The sequence below is a fragment of the Seohaeicola zhoushanensis genome, from assembly GCF_014656415.1.
Classification (GTDB): domain Bacteria; phylum Pseudomonadota; class Alphaproteobacteria; order Rhodobacterales; family Rhodobacteraceae; genus Seohaeicola_A; species Seohaeicola_A zhoushanensis.
Genome location: NZ_BNCJ01000002.1, coordinates 538,603 through 554,023 on the forward strand (window position 1 = coordinate 538,603; position 15,421 = coordinate 554,023).

The window sequence follows — 15,421 nt, forward strand, 5'->3', positions numbered from 1 at the left end:
CTCAGACCAGCAGGAAGTCGGAGGCGAAGACCCGCGCCAGCCCGTCCATCATGATCTGCACATCGGCGGACCCGTCGCCGTTGGTATCGGCATAGACGGTCACGCCGTTGGCGCTGGTCTCGAAGCGCACCTCCAGCCCGGTGCCCGAGAAGGCCTGCCCCCGGATGAAGGCGAAATCGCCGAAGACGCGCAGGTCGACCTGTTCGCCCCTGGCGCGCTGGAAATCGGTGATCCGGGTAAAGCCGCCGTCGTCGAGATCCGCCGACTGCACGCGGAACTCGAAACGGTCGGTGCCCGCGCCGCCGGTGAAGGTGTTCCTGCCGCCGGTCGAGATCAGCGTATCGTCGCCGGCCTGGCCGAAGACGGCATTGGTGCCGCCATTGGCCATGATGCTGTCGTTGCCGGTGCCGCCCTCGGCGCGGTCGCGTCCCTTGCCGGTGAAGATGATATCGTCGCCGGCATCGCCGAACAGCCGGTCGTTGCCGTTGTCGCCACGCAGCACGTCCCGCCCGTCGCCGCCGCGCGCGACATCGTTGCCGTTGCCCACGTTCAGCGTGTCGTTGCCGGCGCCGCCCCAGGCCATGTCGTCGCCATCCTCGCCCCAGATGGTGTCGTGGTCGTCTCCGCCATAGCCCCTGTCGTTGCCGCCGCCGAGCCAGAGCAGGTCGCGCCCGCCGAAGCCGCGGAAGATGTTGTCGTTGCCGCCGAAGGCCACGGTGCCGACAACCGTGTCGGTGAGCACGTCGCGGAACTCCGAGCCGTCGATATGGCGGAAGCCGCGGATGGTGTCGCCCTCGGCGTCGCCGCCCTGGCCGGTGGTTGCCGCGCCGAAGGTCAGGCTGACGATGACCCCGGCGGCGGAGGCGCGATAGGAGACCGTGTCACCCGCATCGCCGCCGCCCGAGAGGTCGTCGGCCCCGGCGCCGCCCTCGATCAGGTCGTCGCCGGAATTGCCGTTGATGACGTCATCGCCCGTGCCGCCGAATATGCTGTCATCGCCATCGCCCCCCGCGAGTTCGTCATTGCCGCCCCGGCCTTCGAGGATGTCGTTGCCGGCCCCGGCCCAGATCACGTCATCGCCGCCATCCGGTCCCTGGTCGCCGATCAGGTGGTTGCCGACCTCGTTGCCCTGGATGAAGTCCGCCCCGTCGCCGCCCTGGACGTTCTCGATCAGCCCGTTGACGACCAGCCGGTGACTGATGCCCGGCGCGCTCCAGTAGAGGCCCGAGGCCTGGGTGCTGGTGCCGCTCTCGGAGAACCACGACAGCCGGATATCCGAGATCAGCGGCCAGGCCGCGATGATCTCGAGCCAGTCGCTGCCGGTTCCGTCGTCGGTGATAGTGATGGTTGTGGTGCCGGTAACAATGGTGTCGATGGTATAGACGTCATTCGCCACGATGGGCCAACTCCGAAACGGGGCAGGGTCGAGATGGCTGGAAATGCGGAAAAAGCCGACTCGAAGCGTGCCGGTTGAATTGCGCCGACTCTAGCTGGCGCCGAAGGCCGGTCAATCGGGATCGCGCGCTTGGGCGGCGGAGGTTTCGGATCGGAAAGGCCGGTGTCGCTGCCAGACGCTTACCGCCGGGAAAACGTCGCAATCGCGCCCGTCGGGGGCTTGCCCGACGGCTATACGGGACGGCAGAACAGCGCTAGCGATCTTGGGAGGGACCACGCGGCATGGCTTACAAGAGCGACATCGAGATTGCCCGCGAGGCGAAGAAGAAACCGATCCTCGAGATCGGCGCCAAGCTGGGCATCCCGGCCGAGCATCTCCTGCCTTACGGCCATGACAAGGCCAAGGTCGGCCAGGGCTTCATCGACTCGGTGCAGGGCAACCGGAACGGCAAGCTGATCCTGGTGACCGCGATCAACCCGACCCCGGCGGGCGAGGGCAAGACCACGACAACGGTGGGCCTCGGCGACGGGCTGAACCGGATCGGCAAGAAGGCGGTGATCTGCATCCGCGAGGCCTCGCTTGGCCCGAACTTCGGCATGAAGGGCGGCGCGGCCGGGGGCGGCATGTCTCAGGTGGTGCCGATGGAGGAGATGAACCTCCATTTCACCGGCGACTTCCACGCGATCACCTCGGCGCACAACCTGCTCGCCGCGATGATCGACAACCACATCTACTGGGGCAACACGCTCGAGATCGACACCCGCCGCGTGGTCTGGCGCCGCGTGGTCGACATGAACGACCGGGCGCTCCGGCAGATCAACTGCTCGCTCGGCGGTGTGGCCAACGGCTTCCCGCGCGAGGCCGGCTTCGACATCACCGTGGCCTCGGAGGTCATGGCGATCCTCTGCCTCGCCAAGAACCTCGCCGACCTGGAAAAGCGCCTCGGCGACATGATCGTCGCCTATCGCCGCGACAAGTCGCCGGTCTACTGCCGCGACCTCAAGGCCGATGGCGCGATGACGGTGCTGCTGAAGGACGCGATGCAGCCGAACCTGGTGCAGACGCTGGAAAACAACCCGGCCTTCGTGCATGGCGGCCCCTTCGCCAATATCGCCCATGGCTGCAACTCGGTCACGGCGACGACCACGGCGCTGAAGCTGGCCGATTACGTGGTGACCGAGGCGGGCTTCGGCGCGGACCTCGGCGCCGAGAAGTTCATGAACATCAAGTGCCGCAAGGCCGGCCTTGCCCCCGACGCCGTGGTGCTGGTCGCCACCGTGCGGGCGATGAAGATGAACGGCGGCGTCGCCAAGGCCGACCTCGGGACCGAGAATGTCGCCGCGGTGAAGAAGGGCTGCGCCAACCTCGGGCGGCATATCGCCAACCTCAAGGGCTTCGGCGTGCCGGTGGTGGTGGGGATCAACCACTTCGTCACCGATACCGAGGCCGAGGTCCAGGCGGTCAAGGACTTCGTCAAGGCGCAGGGCTCGGAGGCCTTCCTCTGCAAGCACTGGGCGCAGGGCGGCGCGGGGATCGAGGATCTGGCCCGCCGCGTGGTGGAGCTGGCCGACAAGGGCAGCCAGTTCACGCCGCTCTACCCCGACGAGATGGGCCTGTTCGAGAAGATCGAGACCATCGCCAAGCGGATCTACCACGCCGACGAGGTGCTGGCCGACAAGTCGGTGCGCGACCAGCTTCGCGCCTGGGAGGCGCAGGGCTATGGCCACCTGCCGATCTGCATGGCCAAGACGCAGTATTCCTTCTCGACCGACCCCAACCTGCGCGGCGCGCCGACCGGCCACTCGGTCCCGGTGCGCGAGGTGCGGCTTTCGGCGGGGGCGGGCTTCGTGGTGGCGATCTGCGGCGAGATCATGACGATGCCGGGCCTGCCGAAGGTGCCGAGCGCCGAGACGATCCGGCTGAACGAGGCGGGGCAGATCGAAGGTCTTTTCTAGCTCGCCTTCGCAACGCGAAGGCGAGAAGTGGGGGCAGAGCGAGTCTGCGCAGCAGACTGGCGGAGTCCCCACACGGCGGGGTAGGGCACCATAACGCGGCGCGGGCATCGCGCCCCCACCCAGCGGGTCTGAGCGCCACCGCTTCGCGGCGGATGTGAGTATTTGAAAAGAGAAGAAGGAACGGGACATGGCGGCACGGGTGATCGACGGCAAGGCCTTCGCGGCCACGGTGCGGGGCAAGGTGGCCGAGCAGGTCGCGGCGCTGAAGGCGAAGGGCGTCACCCCCGGCCTCGCCGTGGTTCTGGTCGGCGAGGATCCGGCGAGCCAGGTCTACGTCCGCTCCAAGGGCAAGCAGACGGTCGAGGCGGGGATGCATTCGGTCGAGAAACGCCTGCCCGCCACCGCCTCGGAAGAGGAAGTGCTTGCGGTGGTCGCGGCGCTGAACGCCGATCCGGCGATCCACGGCATTCTGGTGCAGTTGCCGCTGCCGAAACAGGTGGGTGAAGCCAAGGTGCTGGCCGCCATCGACCCGGCCAAGGATGTCGACGGCTTCCACATCTCCAACGTCGGCCTGCTCGGCACCGGGCAGAAGGCCATGGTGCCCTGCACGCCGCTCGGCTGCCTGATGCTGCTGCGCGATCTGCACGGGAGCCTGTCGGGCATGGAAGCCGTGGTGATCGGCCGCTCCAACATCGTCGGCAAACCCATGGCGCAGCTGCTGCTCGGCGACAGCTGCACCGTCACCATCGCGCATTCGCGGACAATGGACCTGCCAGCGGTCGTGCGCCGCGCCGATATCGTCGTGGCGGCAGTGGGCCGGCCCGAGATGGTCAAGGGCGACTGGCTGAAACCCGGCGCAACCGTGATCGACGTTGGCATCAACCGCACCCCCACCGAGAGCGGCAAGGACCGTCTCGTCGGCGATTGCGACTATGCCAGCTGCGCCGAGGTGGCGGGCGCGATCACCCCGGTCCCCGGTGGCGTCGGTCCGATGACCATCGCCTGCTTGCTGGCCAATACGCTCACCGCCTGCTGCCGCGCCAACGGCCTGCCCGAGCCCGAGGGGCTCACCGCCTGAGCGCTCAGGCCAGGTGCAGCGCGAAGAACCTGAGCGTCCGGTCCCAGGCCAGCTTCGCCGCCGCCTCGTCGTAACGCGGCGTGGTGTCGTTGTGGAAGCCGTGGTTCACGCCCTCGTAGACGTGCACCTCGTAGTCCTTGTGATGTTCCTGCAACGCCGCCTCATAGGCCGCCGCCCCGGCGTTGATGCGCTCGTCGAGCCCGGCGTAGTGGATCAGCAGCGAGGCCTGGATGGCCGGCACGTCCTCGGCCGAGGGCTGCCGCCCGTAGAAGGGCACCGAGGCGGCGAGCTCGGGATAGGCCACCGCCAGCGCGTTGCAGACGCCGCCGCCATAGCAGAAGCCGACCGCGCCGACCTTGCCGGTGCTGCCGTCGTGGCCCTTCAGGAACTCGAAGGCGGCGAAGAAATCCTCCATCAGCTTGGCCGGGTCCATCGAAGCCTGCATCTCGCGCCCCTTGTCGTCGGTTCCGGGATAGCCTCCCAGCGGCGTCAACCCGTCCGGCCCGAAGGCCAGGTAGCCGGCCTTGGCGCAGCGGCGCACCACGTCGGCGATATAGGGGTTCAGCCCGCGGTTCTCGTGGATCACCAGCACCGCCGGTCGCTTCATGTCGGCCCCCGCCGGCCGGGCCATCAGCCCCTTCATCGTGCCATGCCCCTCGGGGCTGGCATATTCCACCATCCCGGTCACGATCGCCGGATCGTCGGGCGCCACCTGCTGGGCAAGGGCGTAGTTCGGCTGCAGCTGCTCCAGGATCATCGCGCCGGTCACCCCGGCGGCGGCATAGCGCGCGGCCTTGGAGATGAATTCGCGCTTGGACATCTTGCCATGCACGTAGCCATCGAAGATCTCGAGGATGCGGGGGTCGAAATCGCTGGCCTTGCGGCGAAGGGGTTCGGTCATTTCAGGCTCCCAGTGACTGTCCGCCACAACCTAGGGCGGTGCCCGTGCCTGTCCAAATGAACTTCCTGTGGGTGGCGGTCAGTCGCGCGTCTTGATCGTGCGCAGCACCAGGTTGGTCTGCGCGCTGGCCACCGCCGGCTGACGGAACAGGAAGCCTTCGAGGAAGCGGTTGTAGGCGTTGAGATCGCGGCAGGCGACGAAGAGGTGGTAATCCGACTGCCCCGTGGTGGCATAGCAGTCGCGCACCTCCTCCTTGGCCTGTACCGCGCGGATGAACCCTTCGACGTTCTGCGGATCGTGGCGGGTCAGGTGGACATGCACGATGGCCTGAAAGCCCTGGCCGGTCTTCTCGTCATCCAGCACCACGCCATAGCGGCGGATGACGCCGCTTTCCTCCAGCGCCCGCACCCTGCGCCAGCAGGACGAGGGCGAAAGCCCGACCCTTGCCGCGAGGTCGGCGTTCGAGATGCGGCTGTCGCGGCGCAGCAGGCGCAGGATCTCGTGATCGGTCGGGTCGAGGTCGTCCATCGATGGATTTGTCCGGGGTGCGGTGGGGAATTGGATAAATCTTTCACAAGTTGCGCGTGATTGCCAGTCTCGTGACCGGATTTTCCATCCCTGATGCGGTAAAATTGCCGAAACCAGCCGGAGAGCCGCCATGACCGACCAGTCCAGCCCGTACCAGACCTACAAGCTCTCCGACCGATACGACCTGCCGCGCGGCCGGGTGTTCCTGTCGGGCACCCAGGCGCTGGTGCGCATCATGCTCGACCAGGCCCGGCGTGACCGTGCGGCGGGGCTGAACACCGCTGGTTTCGTCTCGGGCTATCGCGGCTCGCCGCTGGGCGGGGTCGACCTGGAGATGTGGAAGAACAAGGACCGGCTGGAACAGGCTCGCGTGACCTTCCAGCCGGCGGTGAACGAGGACCTGGGCGCGACGCTGGTGCTGGGCGCGCAGCAGGCGGTGCTGCATCCGAAGGCCGAGGTCGAGGGCGTCTTTTCCATGTGGTATGGCAAGGGCCCCGGCGTCGACCGTTCGGGCGATGCGCTCAAGCACGGCAACGCCTATGGTTCGGCCCCCAGGGGCGGCGTGCTGGTGGTGGCGGGCGATGACCATGGCTGCGTCTCTTCCTCGATGCCGCACCAGTCCGACGTGGCCTTCATGGCCTGGTTCATGCCGACGCTGAACCCGGCCAGCGTGGCCGAATACCTGGAGTTCGGCGAATACGGTATCGCGCTCTCGCGCTTCTCGGGCTGCTGGGTCGGGTTCAAGGCGATCTCGGAAACCGTGGAATCCGCCATGTCGGTGGACCTGCCCGAGGATCGCGTCTTCACCTTCCCCGAGATCGACCTGCCGCCGGGCGGGCTGCACATCCGCCGCGCCGATCTGCCCAGCCCCGAGATCGAGACGCGCCTGACCTTCAAGCTGAAGGCGGTCGAAGCCTTTGTCGAGGCCAACCCGATCGACCGGCGCATCTATGACACGGAACACGCGCATTTCGGCTTTGTCACCACCGGCAAGGGCCACCTCGACCTGATGGAGGCGCTGCGCCTGCTGGGCCTCGACGAAGCCGCCTGCCGCCGCCTTGGCATCGACATATACAAGGTCGGCATGGTCTGGCCGCTGGCGCTGCGCGATGCGCTTCGCTTTGTGAACGGCAAGACCGAGGTCATGGTGATCGAGGAGAAGCGCGGCATCATCGAAAGCCAGTTCAAGGAATATTTCTACGACTGGCCCGGCGACAAGCCCGAGCGCATGGTCGGCAAGTTCGACGAGGACGGCGCGCCGCTGGTGCCCTGGACCGGCGAGCTGTCGCCCCGGATGCTGGCGCCGCTGATCGCGCGGCGGCTGGCCAAGCATTTCCCCGAGGAAGGGCTGCTCGAACGCGCCGCCCGCGTGACCGAGGCGCCGGTGCCGGCGCTGAACATCCCCGGCGCCACCCGCACCCCCTATTTCTGCTCGGGCTGTCCGCACAACACCTCGACCAAGGTGCCCGAGGGCAGCCGCGCGGCATCCGGTATCGGTTGCCACGTCATGGCGAGCTGGATGGACCGCAGCACCGACGGCTATGCCCAGATGGGCGGCGAGGGCGTGCCCCATGTCGCCGCCTCGCGCTTTACCGGCAACGGCCACATCTTTCAGAACCTGGGCGAGGGCACCTGGTATCACTCCGGCAGCCTCGCGATCCGCCAGGCGGTCGCGGCGGGGACCAACATCACCTACAAGATCCTCTACAACGACGCTGTCGCCATGACCGGCGGCCAGCCTGTGGATGGACCTGTGAGTGTCCTGGGGATAGCGCAGACCTGCCGCGCCGAAGGTGTGCAGCGTATCGCCCTGATTTCAGACAATATCGGCAAGTTCTCCACAGGTGATTTTCCGCCCGGCACCAGCTTTCACGACCGCGCCGCGCTCGACACCGTGCAGCGCGAGCTGCGCGAGGTGAAGGGCGTCTCGGTGCTGATCTACGAACAGACCTGCGCCACCGAAAAACGCCGCCGCCGCAAGCGCGGCACGATGGAGGACCCCAAGCGGTTTGCCTTCATCAACGACCTGGTTTGCGAGGGCTGCGGCGACTGTTCGGTGGAATCCAACTGCCTCAGCGTCGAGCCGCTGGAGACCGACTTCGGCCGCAAGCGCAAGATCAACCTCTCGACCTGCAACAAGGACTTCTCCTGCCTGAACGGCTTCTGCCCCAGCTTCGTCACCGTCGAGGGCGCCACCCGCCGCAGGAAGCGCGGCGCCGAGGTTGATCTGGCGGCGGTGGCCGGGCTGCCGCATCCGCAGTTGCCGTCCCTGGGCAAACCCTGGGACCTGCTCGTCGCCGGTGTCGGTGGAACCGGCGTGGTCACGGTTGGCGCGCTCATCACCATGGCGGCGCATCTGGAGGGGAAGGGGGCCAGCGTGCTCGACTTCACCGGCTTCGCGCAGAAGTTCGGCACGGTGATCGGCTACGTGCGCCTCGCCGAGACGCCCGCGGCGATCCAACAGGTGCGTATCGGCAATGCCAGCGCCGATGCGCTGATCGCCTGCGACGCGGTGGTGGCCTCGGCACCCAAGGCCTCGGCGCATTACCGCAAGGGCACCCGCGTGGTGCTGAACCGGGCCGAGATGCCCACCGGCGACCTCGTGCTGCGCCGCGACGCCGACCTGAAGATCGACCAGCGCGAGGCGCTGGTGCGCGCCACCGTGGGCAGCGACAACGTGCTGGCGGCGGATGCCAATGCCCTGGCCGAGCGGCTGATGGGCGATGCCGTGTTCGCCAACATCATCCTGCTGGGCGCCGCCTGGCAGCAGGGGCTGGTGCCGGTCAGCGAGCTGGCGCTGAAACAGGCGATCCTGCTCAACGGCACCGCCGTCGAGGCCAACGCCCGCGCCTTCGACATCGGCCGCCTGCTCGCCGCGAGGCCCGAGGCGCTGCACGTCCCCGAGACGCCCGCGCTGCCGCAGGACGCCGCCAGCCTGGTCGCCCGCCGCGCCGCGTTCCTGACCGGCTACCAGGATGCCGCCTATGCCGCCCGCTACCGCGCCACGCTCGACGCCTTCCGCGCGCGGGGGGCTTCGGACGACCTGGTCGCGCTGGCCGCGAAGTCACTGTTCAAGCTGATGGCGATCAAGGACGAATACGAGGTCGCCCGGCTGATGACGCAGACCGGCTTCGAAGACCGCCTGCGGCAGGAATTCGACGGCGATTTCAAGGTGAACTACCATTTCGCCCCGCCGGTCCTGCCGCTGGGCAAGGACGCCCGAGGCCGCCCGGTGAAACGCAGCTTCGGCGCCTGGATGACCCCGGTGCTGCGCGGCCTTGCCAGGTTCAAGCGCCTGCGCGGCACGGCGATCGACCCCTTCGGCTATACCCACGACCGCCGCCTCGATCGCGAGTTGCTGACATGGTTCGAGGCGCTGCTGCAACAGCTCCCGCTGAACGACCAAGCCGCTGAAATCCTCGCCGCCCCGATGGAGATCCGCGGCTATGGCCCGGTGCGCGAGAAGGCGGCGGCCGAGGTGCGGGCGCGCATCGCCCAGCTTCAGAGCGCGGGGCGGTAAGCCGCCAGCCGCGCGCCGAAGCCGATGAAGACCACGCCGGTCAGCCCCTTGATCCAGCGCTGCACCGGCCCGCGCCGGGTAAAGGCCGACAGCCGCGCGAACAGCAGCACCACGAAGCTGAACCAGATCAGGTTCACCAGCGAATGCAGGAAGACCAGCAGGAAGGCCCAGCCCACGGGATGGGCGCCCAGCGGGATGAACTGCGGAAAGACCGCGAGGTAGAACATCGATACCTTCGGGTTCAGCCCGTTGGTGAGCAGCCCCTCGACATAGGCCCGCGCCAGCGTGCGCTGCCGTTTTGCGGGCGCGACCTTCGGCAGGGCGTCGGTGCCCTTCCACGCCGCCCAGAGCGACTTGACCCCGACCCAGACCAGATAGGCCGCGCCGAGGTATTTCACGATGGCAAAGGCGGTGGCCGATTTCAGCAGGATCACCGAGATCCCGAGGATCGACAGCGCCCCGTGGATGTAGAAGGCGGTGAAGAAGCCGGCGATATTGGCGAAGCCGGCGGCGCGCCCCGAGGTTGGAACGGTGCGCGCGATCAATACCCCGTTCGGCCCCGGCGAGGTGACGAGCAGCGTCACCGCCAGGACGAATGCCGCGATCTCTGCCCAGTTCATGCCCCAGCCTCCGCGCCGTCCCGCAGCGACGATGCCGCCGGGGCTGCGCGAAGGCAAGGGCACTTGCGGGCAGCCCTATCCCATCGCTGCGATCGGCGGCTCGGCATCGGCGGGCAGGGGGCTGACATAGCCGCCAGGCCCCACATCCGCCGCCAGCGCCGCCTTGGCCCGTGCCCGCAGGTCGGCGTCGAGCATCGCGTCGGCCCCGGTCGCCGCCATGATCTGCGCCGCGTGGATCATCCCCTTGAGCGCCGGCTGGCTCTTGCCCTGCGCCACCATCTGCCAGGAATGGAACGGCGTCCCGATCGCCTGGGTCGCGCCCCAGAGCTGCACCGTCGGCACCACCCAGCTCACATCCGCGACGTCGGTCGACCCCGACAGCGGCACCGCGCCCACGCTGGTCGGCACCACAAAATCGGCCAGCACCTTGCGCTCGGTCTCGCGGATGCCGTGCGAGCGGTAGGAATCGCGGATGTCCTCCTCGCTGAAGGTCGCCTGGAAGCGCGCCGCATAGGCCCGGTCCACCTCGGTGAAGCGCGGCGGCCCCAGCAGGTCGAGGTTCCTCTGCATCGCCTCGCCCAGCGGCGCGTTGTAGATCAGGTTCGACACGGCGGCGAGCACGCTGTCCGAGACCTGCGTCTCGGTCATCATCGCCGCCCCGGCGGCCACCTTGCGCACCCGCTCGACCAGCTGCACCATCTCCGGCGCGGTGGCGGCACGCACGACATAGCGCACCTTCGCCTTGGCCTGCACCACGTTGGGAGAGATCCCGCCGCCGTCGATGATGGCGTAATGGATGCGCGCCTCGTCCGGCATGTGCTCGCGCAGGTAGTTCACGCCGACGTTCATCAGCTCCATCGCGTCGAGCGCGCTGCGCCCCAGATGCGGCGAGGCGGCGGCATGGCTGGCGCGGCCGGTGAAGGTGAAGTCGATCCGGGTGTTGGCGAGCGAGCTGCCGGTGGTCACGCCCGGAATGCTGTCGGGGTGCCAGGTGATCGCCACGTCGACATCGTCGAAGGCCCCGGCGCGCACCATGAAGGCCTTGGCCGCGCCGCCTTCCTCGGCCGGGCAGCCGTAATAGCGCACCCGCCCCGGCGTGCCTGTGGCCTCGAGCCAGTTCTTCACCGCCACCGCCGCCAGCATCGCCGCCGAGCCCAGCAGGTTGTGCCCGCAGCCATGCCCGTTGCCGCCCGCCGTCACCGGCATCTGCTCGAACACATCGGCCTGCTGCGAGAGCCCCGCCAGCGCGTCGTATTCGCCGAGGAAGGCGATCACCGGCCCGCCTTTGCCCGCCTCGCCGATCATCGCGGTGGGGATGTCGGCCACGTTCTCGGTCGCCCGGAAGCCCTGGTGGCGCAGCTCCTCCAGGTGCAGCGCCGCCGAGGCGGTTTCGGCATAGCAGGTCTCGGGCACCGCCCAGACCTTGTCGGCCAGTTGCTTGAACCGGTCGCGGGCCGCCTCGACATGGGCCCAGAGCGGATGTTCGTTCATCACGTGACTCCCCTTTGCTGGGGCGAGCCTAGTGCGCCGCCCGCGCCGTGGGAAGCCGCGCCTATTCCCACCAGGGGTCGATGGCGGCGATATCGTCGTCGGACCAGCCGAAGTGATGGGCGAACTCGTGGATCACCACATGGGCGATCAGCTCGTCGAGGCCGACGTTCCCCCGGTCGCGCCATTCCGCCAGGATCGGCCGGCGGAACAGCCAGACGGTGTCGGGCTGCATCGGGCTGTCCCAGACCGATTTCTCGGTCATCGGCGTGCCCTCGTAGAGCCCGGTCAGCTCGTGCGCGTCCGCCAGCCCCAGCTCGGCCAGCATGTCCTCGGCCGGCCAGTCCGCCACCAGCAGCGCCACCTCGCGGGCATGGCGGCGGAAGGGCTCGGGCAGGCCCTCGACGGTGCGGCGCGCGGTCTGTTCGAAGCGGTGGGCAGAGGTGTCGGTCATGGCCCAGATATGACCCCGCGCCACCGCGATTGAAAGCCCCGCGCGGGGGCGGCGATTCCGGAAAGCCACAGTCTCGCGACAGCGTGTTCTTGACACTGGACCGACCCCATGCCGCATGGGTAGATGGCGCCATGCCAGGTCCTAGTTTGCCTCTGTTCGAACCCGATCTCCGTCTGCCCGACAAGGTGGACGTCGTGGTCATCGGCGGAGGCATCGTCGGCGCCTCGACGGCGCTGGAGCTGGCCGAGCGCGGCCACTCGGTGCTGCTCTGCGAAAAGGGCCAGATCGGCGGCGAACAGTCGAGCCGGAACTGGGGCTGGGTGCGGATCTCGCGGCGCGACCCGCGCGAGGTGCCGCTGATGGCGGAATCCATGCGGCTCTTCGAGGGTCTGGCGCAGCGCACCGGGCGCAAGACCGGCTACGTGCGCTCCGGCATCGTCTTCGGCTCGGGCACCGAGGGCTACCTCGCCAAGCTCGACCGCTGGCGCCGTCACCTCGAACCGCATGGCATCGAGAGCCGGATCCTGCGCGGCGCCGAGATCGACCGGCTGATGCCCGGCGGCAACCTGAACCTCAAGGGCGCGCTCTACACCCCGATGGACGGCCGGGCCGAGCCGCAATGGGTCACCCATGCCATCGCCGAAGCGGCGCAGAAGGCGGGGGCGGTGGTGATGACCTCGCTCGCCGTGCGCAGCCTCGACATCGCCGCCGGCCGCGTCGCCGGGGTAGCGACCGAGAAGGGCCGTGTCCATGCCGACGCGGTGGTGCTCGCGGGCGGCGCCTGGTCGCGCCTCTTCGCCGGCAACGCCGGGCTGCAGCTGCCGCAGCTCAAGGTGCTGAACACGGTGCTGCGCACCACGCCGGTAGACGGCCCCGAGACGGCGCTCTGGACCGGCGGTTTCGCCTTCCGCAAGCGCGCCGACGGCGGCTATACGGTGGCCTCGGGCAGCGGCAATACCGTCGATATCGTGCCCGACAGCTTCCGCCTCGGGCTGACCTTCCTGCCGACCTACCTCGAGGACTGGAAGAGCCTGCATTTCCGTCTCTCGTCGCGCTGGGCCATCGAGGCCGGGCAGGCGCGCCACTGGCGCCCCGACGAGATGACCGCCTTCGAGGCCTGCCGTGTGCTCGATCCCGCGCCCTCGGGGCGGATCCTCAAGTCCTGCTGGGCCGCGCTGGGCCGCGCCTTCCCGGCCTTCCAGAAGGCCGATATCGTGCAGAGCTGGGGCGGCATGATCGACGCCACGCCCGACGCGATCCCGGTGATCTCGGCGGTCGAGCAGATCCCCGGCTTCCACATCGCCACCGGCTTCTCGGGCCACGGCTTCGGCATCGCGCCGGGGGCGGGCAAGCTGATGGCCGATATCGTCACCGGAGCCCCGCCGGTGGTCGACCCCTCGGCCTTCCGCTTCTCGCGCTTCACCGACGGCAGCCGCATCCGCACCGACAGCGGGTATTGATGCCGTAGGGCGGGGTTTACCCCGCCGCCCCCGGTCAGCCTTCGGCGTTCTCCAGGCCCCAGGCCGCCAGCAGCCGGGGCAGGGCGACGGTCCAGTCCAGCACGCCGGTCTTCGCCGCCCAATCCTCGTAGCGCCGCAACAGGTCCGCCTCCAGCGCGCCGCCCCTGCCGGCGAGGTCGTGCAGCTCGGTGCGGTCGGTCTCCATGTCGAAGAGCTCCCAGGGCCGCCCGTGCTGGCGCACGAGCTTGAAGCGGCCCATGCGGATCGCCGAGTTTCCCTCGTGCTCCCAGAAGATCGGCTGCTCGCGGCTCCAGTCCGCGCCCTGCAGCAGCGCCAGCAGCGACTCCCCCTGGCAGGGCTGGATCGCCTCGCCGCCGAGCTCGCCGAGATAGGTGGCCCCCGTCACCTCCAGGATCGTCGGCAGGATGTCCACCACATGCGCCGCCTGATGCGCCACCTGTCCCGGCGCGATATGCCCCGGCCAATGGGCGATCAAGGGCGTCGAGATGCCGCCCTCGTGGACGTAGTGCTTGAACAGCCGGAAGGGCACGTTCGACACATTGGCCCAGGGCCGGTCATAGCTCTGGTAGGTCAGCGCATCGCCGGGGCGCACGTCGGGGCGGTTGCCCATCACGATGGTGCGCCCGTCCTGGGTCCGGTCGGGAAAGAACTTGGCCCAGCCGTCCTCGGCCATGAATTCGGCGCAGCCGCCATTGTCCGACAGGAACAGGATCAGCGTGTTGTCGAACTGCCCGAGCCGCTTCAGCGCGGCGACGAAGCGGCCGATCGACTGGTCCATCCGGTCGACCATCGCGGCATAGGTGGCCATCTTGCTGGCCTCCCAGTCGCGGTTCTTTTCCGCCTCCCAAGGCTTCACCTCGGAATCGCGCGGCGAGATCGCCCAGTTGGTCTGGAACAGTCCGCGCGCGTTCATCTCCTCGTGCCGCGCGGTGCGGGTGGCGTCCCAGCCCTGGGCGTAGACCCCGTCATAGCGCGCGATATCCTCGGGCGGGGCGTGCAGCGGCCAGTGCGGCGCGGCATGGGCGAGGTAGAGGAAGAAGGGCGTCTCGTCCGACACCGCCTCCTCCACCATCCCGATCGCCCTGTCGGTGATCGCATCGGTGAAATAGAAATCGTCCGGGAAGACCTCGACGCGTGAATCGTCCTCCAGCATGAAATGCGGCGAGAAGAAATGCGTGACCCCGTCGACGATGCCATAGAAACGGTCGAAGCCGCGCTGGCGCGGCGTCGGGTGGTCGATGTCGCCGACCCGCCAGCTGTCGACCTCGCGCGCCATGAAGTCGCCCGCCACGTGCCACTTGCCGCTCATCAGCGTGCGATAGCCGGAGGCGCGCAGATGCTCGGCAATGGTGGCGCTGTCGTTGCGCAGAAACCCCCGGTAGGCCGGCGTGCCGAGATCCGCCCCCATGTGGCCGACGCCCGCGTTGTGCGGGTAGAGCCCGGTCAGCAGCGAGGCCCGTGTCGGGCAGCAGCGGGCGCAGTTGTACATCGCCGTCATCAGCGCGCCGCCCTTCGCCAGCGCGTCGATGTTGGGGGTGCGGATCTCCGACCCGGTCACGCCGAGATCGGCAAAGCCCATATCATCGACAAGGATCAGAACGACGTTCGGACGCTGGCTCATGACGGCCCTCCTTCGCCGGCAAGCCTAGGCGCCTGATCGCCCCCGTCTGTCCCCGCCGCGACATTCACCGCCGCTTGCCGGGCACGCGCGAGAGGAACTGCGGCGGCCGCTTCGCCACCCAGGCGATGAACCCCGCCAGCCGGGGATGCGCGCGCAAGGCCTCGACCGTGTTGTAGCTCCGCGCCAGCTCGGCCTCGGTGAAGGTGGCGTGGATCTCCTTGTGGCAGATGTGGTGCAACAGCACCGTCGGCCCGCCCTTGCCGCCCTTCAGGCGCGGCACCAGGTGATGCTGGCTCTGCGGCGCATCCGGCGGGATCGGGCGCAGGCAGAGCGGGCAGAGCGGGTCGGACATGGCGCTTGATCCCGGATGGTTCCCGGT

The 15,421-nt window shown here is 68.5% G+C and carries 12 protein-coding genes; 4 read left to right on the forward strand and 8 right to left on the reverse strand.

What is annotated here, in order from left to right; translation table 11 throughout:
* Position 1: 1 nt before the first annotated feature.
* A complete protein-coding gene (locus tag IE266_RS06585) occupies positions 2-1,396 on the reverse strand; it encodes a calcium-binding protein (RefSeq protein WP_189679235.1) in 1,395 nt (464 codons plus the stop codon).
* 281 nt (positions 1,397-1,677) lie between these two features.
* On the opposite strand from IE266_RS06585, the gene IE266_RS06590 reads away from it, so the two are divergent.
* Together IE266_RS06590 and IE266_RS06595 are read left to right on the forward strand one after the other, a co-directional pair.
* On the forward strand, positions 1,678-3,351 hold the full coding sequence (locus tag IE266_RS06590; protein WP_189679236.1) for a formate--tetrahydrofolate ligase: 1,674 nt from the start codon (positions 1,678-1,680) through the stop codon (positions 3,349-3,351).
* 187 nt (positions 3,352-3,538) lie between these two features.
* The gene (locus IE266_RS06595) at positions 3,539-4,429 is read left to right on the forward strand and encodes a bifunctional methylenetetrahydrofolate dehydrogenase/methenyltetrahydrofolate cyclohydrolase (RefSeq protein WP_189679237.1); all 891 of its coding nucleotides are present in this window, start codon (positions 3,539-3,541) and stop codon (positions 4,427-4,429) included.
* Positions 4,430-4,433: 4 nt separating this feature from the next.
* Here IE266_RS06595 and yghX read toward each other — a convergent pair whose 3' ends face one another.
* Together yghX and IE266_RS06605 are read right to left on the reverse strand one after the other, a co-directional pair.
* Complete coding sequence (yghX, locus tag IE266_RS06600; protein ID WP_189679238.1) at positions 4,434-5,330, reverse strand: YghX family hydrolase; 897 nt, start codon at positions 5,328-5,330, stop codon at positions 4,434-4,436.
* A 78-nt stretch (positions 5,331-5,408) separates the two neighbouring features.
* Positions 5,409-5,858 (reverse strand): Lrp/AsnC family transcriptional regulator, encoded by a 450-nt coding sequence (locus tag IE266_RS06605; protein ID WP_189679239.1) that lies wholly within the window; start codon positions 5,856-5,858, stop codon positions 5,409-5,411.
* 130 nt (positions 5,859-5,988) lie between these two features.
* Here IE266_RS06605 and IE266_RS06610 point away from each other — a divergent pair, with 130 nt between their 5' ends.
* The gene (locus IE266_RS06610) at positions 5,989-9,378 is read left to right on the forward strand and encodes an indolepyruvate ferredoxin oxidoreductase family protein (RefSeq protein WP_189679240.1); all 3,390 of its coding nucleotides are present in this window, start codon (positions 5,989-5,991) and stop codon (positions 9,376-9,378) included.
* On the opposite strand, the gene IE266_RS06615 is transcribed toward IE266_RS06610, so the two are convergent.
* The 3 genes from IE266_RS06615 to IE266_RS06625 form a co-directional block, all read right to left on the reverse strand.
* Positions 9,360-9,998 carry a LysE family translocator gene (locus tag IE266_RS06615; RefSeq protein ID WP_189679241.1) on the reverse strand — a complete coding sequence of 213 codons (639 nt, stop codon included), beginning with the start codon at positions 9,996-9,998 and terminating at the stop codon, positions 9,360-9,362. The genes IE266_RS06610 and IE266_RS06615 overlap by 19 nt on opposite strands.
* Positions 9,999-10,073: 75 nt before the next feature.
* Positions 10,074-11,489 (reverse strand): amidohydrolase, encoded by a 1,416-nt coding sequence (locus tag IE266_RS06620; RefSeq protein WP_189679242.1) that lies wholly within the window; start codon positions 11,487-11,489, stop codon positions 10,074-10,076.
* A gap of 61 nt (positions 11,490-11,550) precedes the next feature.
* Positions 11,551-11,940: a metallopeptidase family protein gene (locus tag IE266_RS06625; RefSeq protein WP_189679243.1), complete on the reverse strand. Its 390-nt coding sequence runs from the start codon at positions 11,938-11,940 to the stop codon at positions 11,551-11,553.
* 131 nt (positions 11,941-12,071) lie between these two features.
* Between IE266_RS06625 and IE266_RS06630 the strand changes: the two genes are divergently transcribed.
* Positions 12,072-13,400 carry an NAD(P)/FAD-dependent oxidoreductase gene (locus tag IE266_RS06630; RefSeq protein ID WP_189679244.1) on the forward strand — a complete coding sequence of 443 codons (1,329 nt, stop codon included), beginning with the start codon at positions 12,072-12,074 and terminating at the stop codon, positions 13,398-13,400.
* A 34-nt stretch (positions 13,401-13,434) separates the two neighbouring features.
* On the opposite strand, the gene IE266_RS06635 is transcribed toward IE266_RS06630, so the two are convergent.
* Together IE266_RS06635 and IE266_RS06640 are read right to left on the reverse strand one after the other, a co-directional pair.
* Positions 13,435-15,042 (reverse strand): arylsulfatase, encoded by a 1,608-nt coding sequence (locus tag IE266_RS06635; RefSeq protein ID WP_189679245.1) that lies wholly within the window; start codon positions 15,040-15,042, stop codon positions 13,435-13,437.
* 64 nt (positions 15,043-15,106) lie between these two features.
* Positions 15,107-15,394 carry an HNH endonuclease gene (locus IE266_RS06640; RefSeq protein WP_189679246.1) on the reverse strand — a complete coding sequence of 96 codons (288 nt, stop codon included), beginning with the start codon at positions 15,392-15,394 and terminating at the stop codon, positions 15,107-15,109.
* Positions 15,395-15,421 lie beyond the last annotated feature (27 nt).

Bases quoted from the DNA above. Each gene is read 5' to 3' on its own strand.
- IE266_RS06590 (WP_189679236.1), top strand. From the start codon at position 1,678: ATGGCTTACAAGAGCGACATCGAGATTGCCCGCGAGGCGAAGAAGAAA.
- IE266_RS06595 (WP_189679237.1), top strand. From the start codon at position 3,539: ATGGCGGCACGGGTGATCGACGGCAAGGCCTTCGCGGCCACGGTGCGG.
- yghX (WP_189679238.1), bottom strand. From the start codon at position 5,330: ATGACCGAACCCCTTCGCCGCAAGGCCAGCGATTTCGACCCCCGCATC.
- IE266_RS06605 (WP_189679239.1), bottom strand. From the start codon at position 5,858: ATGGACGACCTCGACCCGACCGATCACGAGATCCTGCGCCTGCTGCGC.
- IE266_RS06610 (WP_189679240.1), top strand. From the start codon at position 5,989: ATGACCGACCAGTCCAGCCCGTACCAGACCTACAAGCTCTCCGACCGA.
- IE266_RS06615 (WP_189679241.1), bottom strand. From the start codon at position 9,998: ATGAACTGGGCAGAGATCGCGGCATTCGTCCTGGCGGTGACGCTGCTC.
- IE266_RS06620 (WP_189679242.1), bottom strand. From the start codon at position 11,489: ATGAACGAACATCCGCTCTGGGCCCATGTCGAGGCGGCCCGCGACCGG.
- IE266_RS06625 (WP_189679243.1), bottom strand. From the start codon at position 11,940: ATGACCGACACCTCTGCCCACCGCTTCGAACAGACCGCGCGCCGCACC.
- IE266_RS06630 (WP_189679244.1), top strand. From the start codon at position 12,072: ATGCCAGGTCCTAGTTTGCCTCTGTTCGAACCCGATCTCCGTCTGCCC.
- IE266_RS06635 (WP_189679245.1), bottom strand. From the start codon at position 15,042: ATGAGCCAGCGTCCGAACGTCGTTCTGATCCTTGTCGATGATATGGGC.
- IE266_RS06640 (WP_189679246.1), bottom strand. From the start codon at position 15,394: ATGTCCGACCCGCTCTGCCCGCTCTGCCTGCGCCCGATCCCGCCGGAT.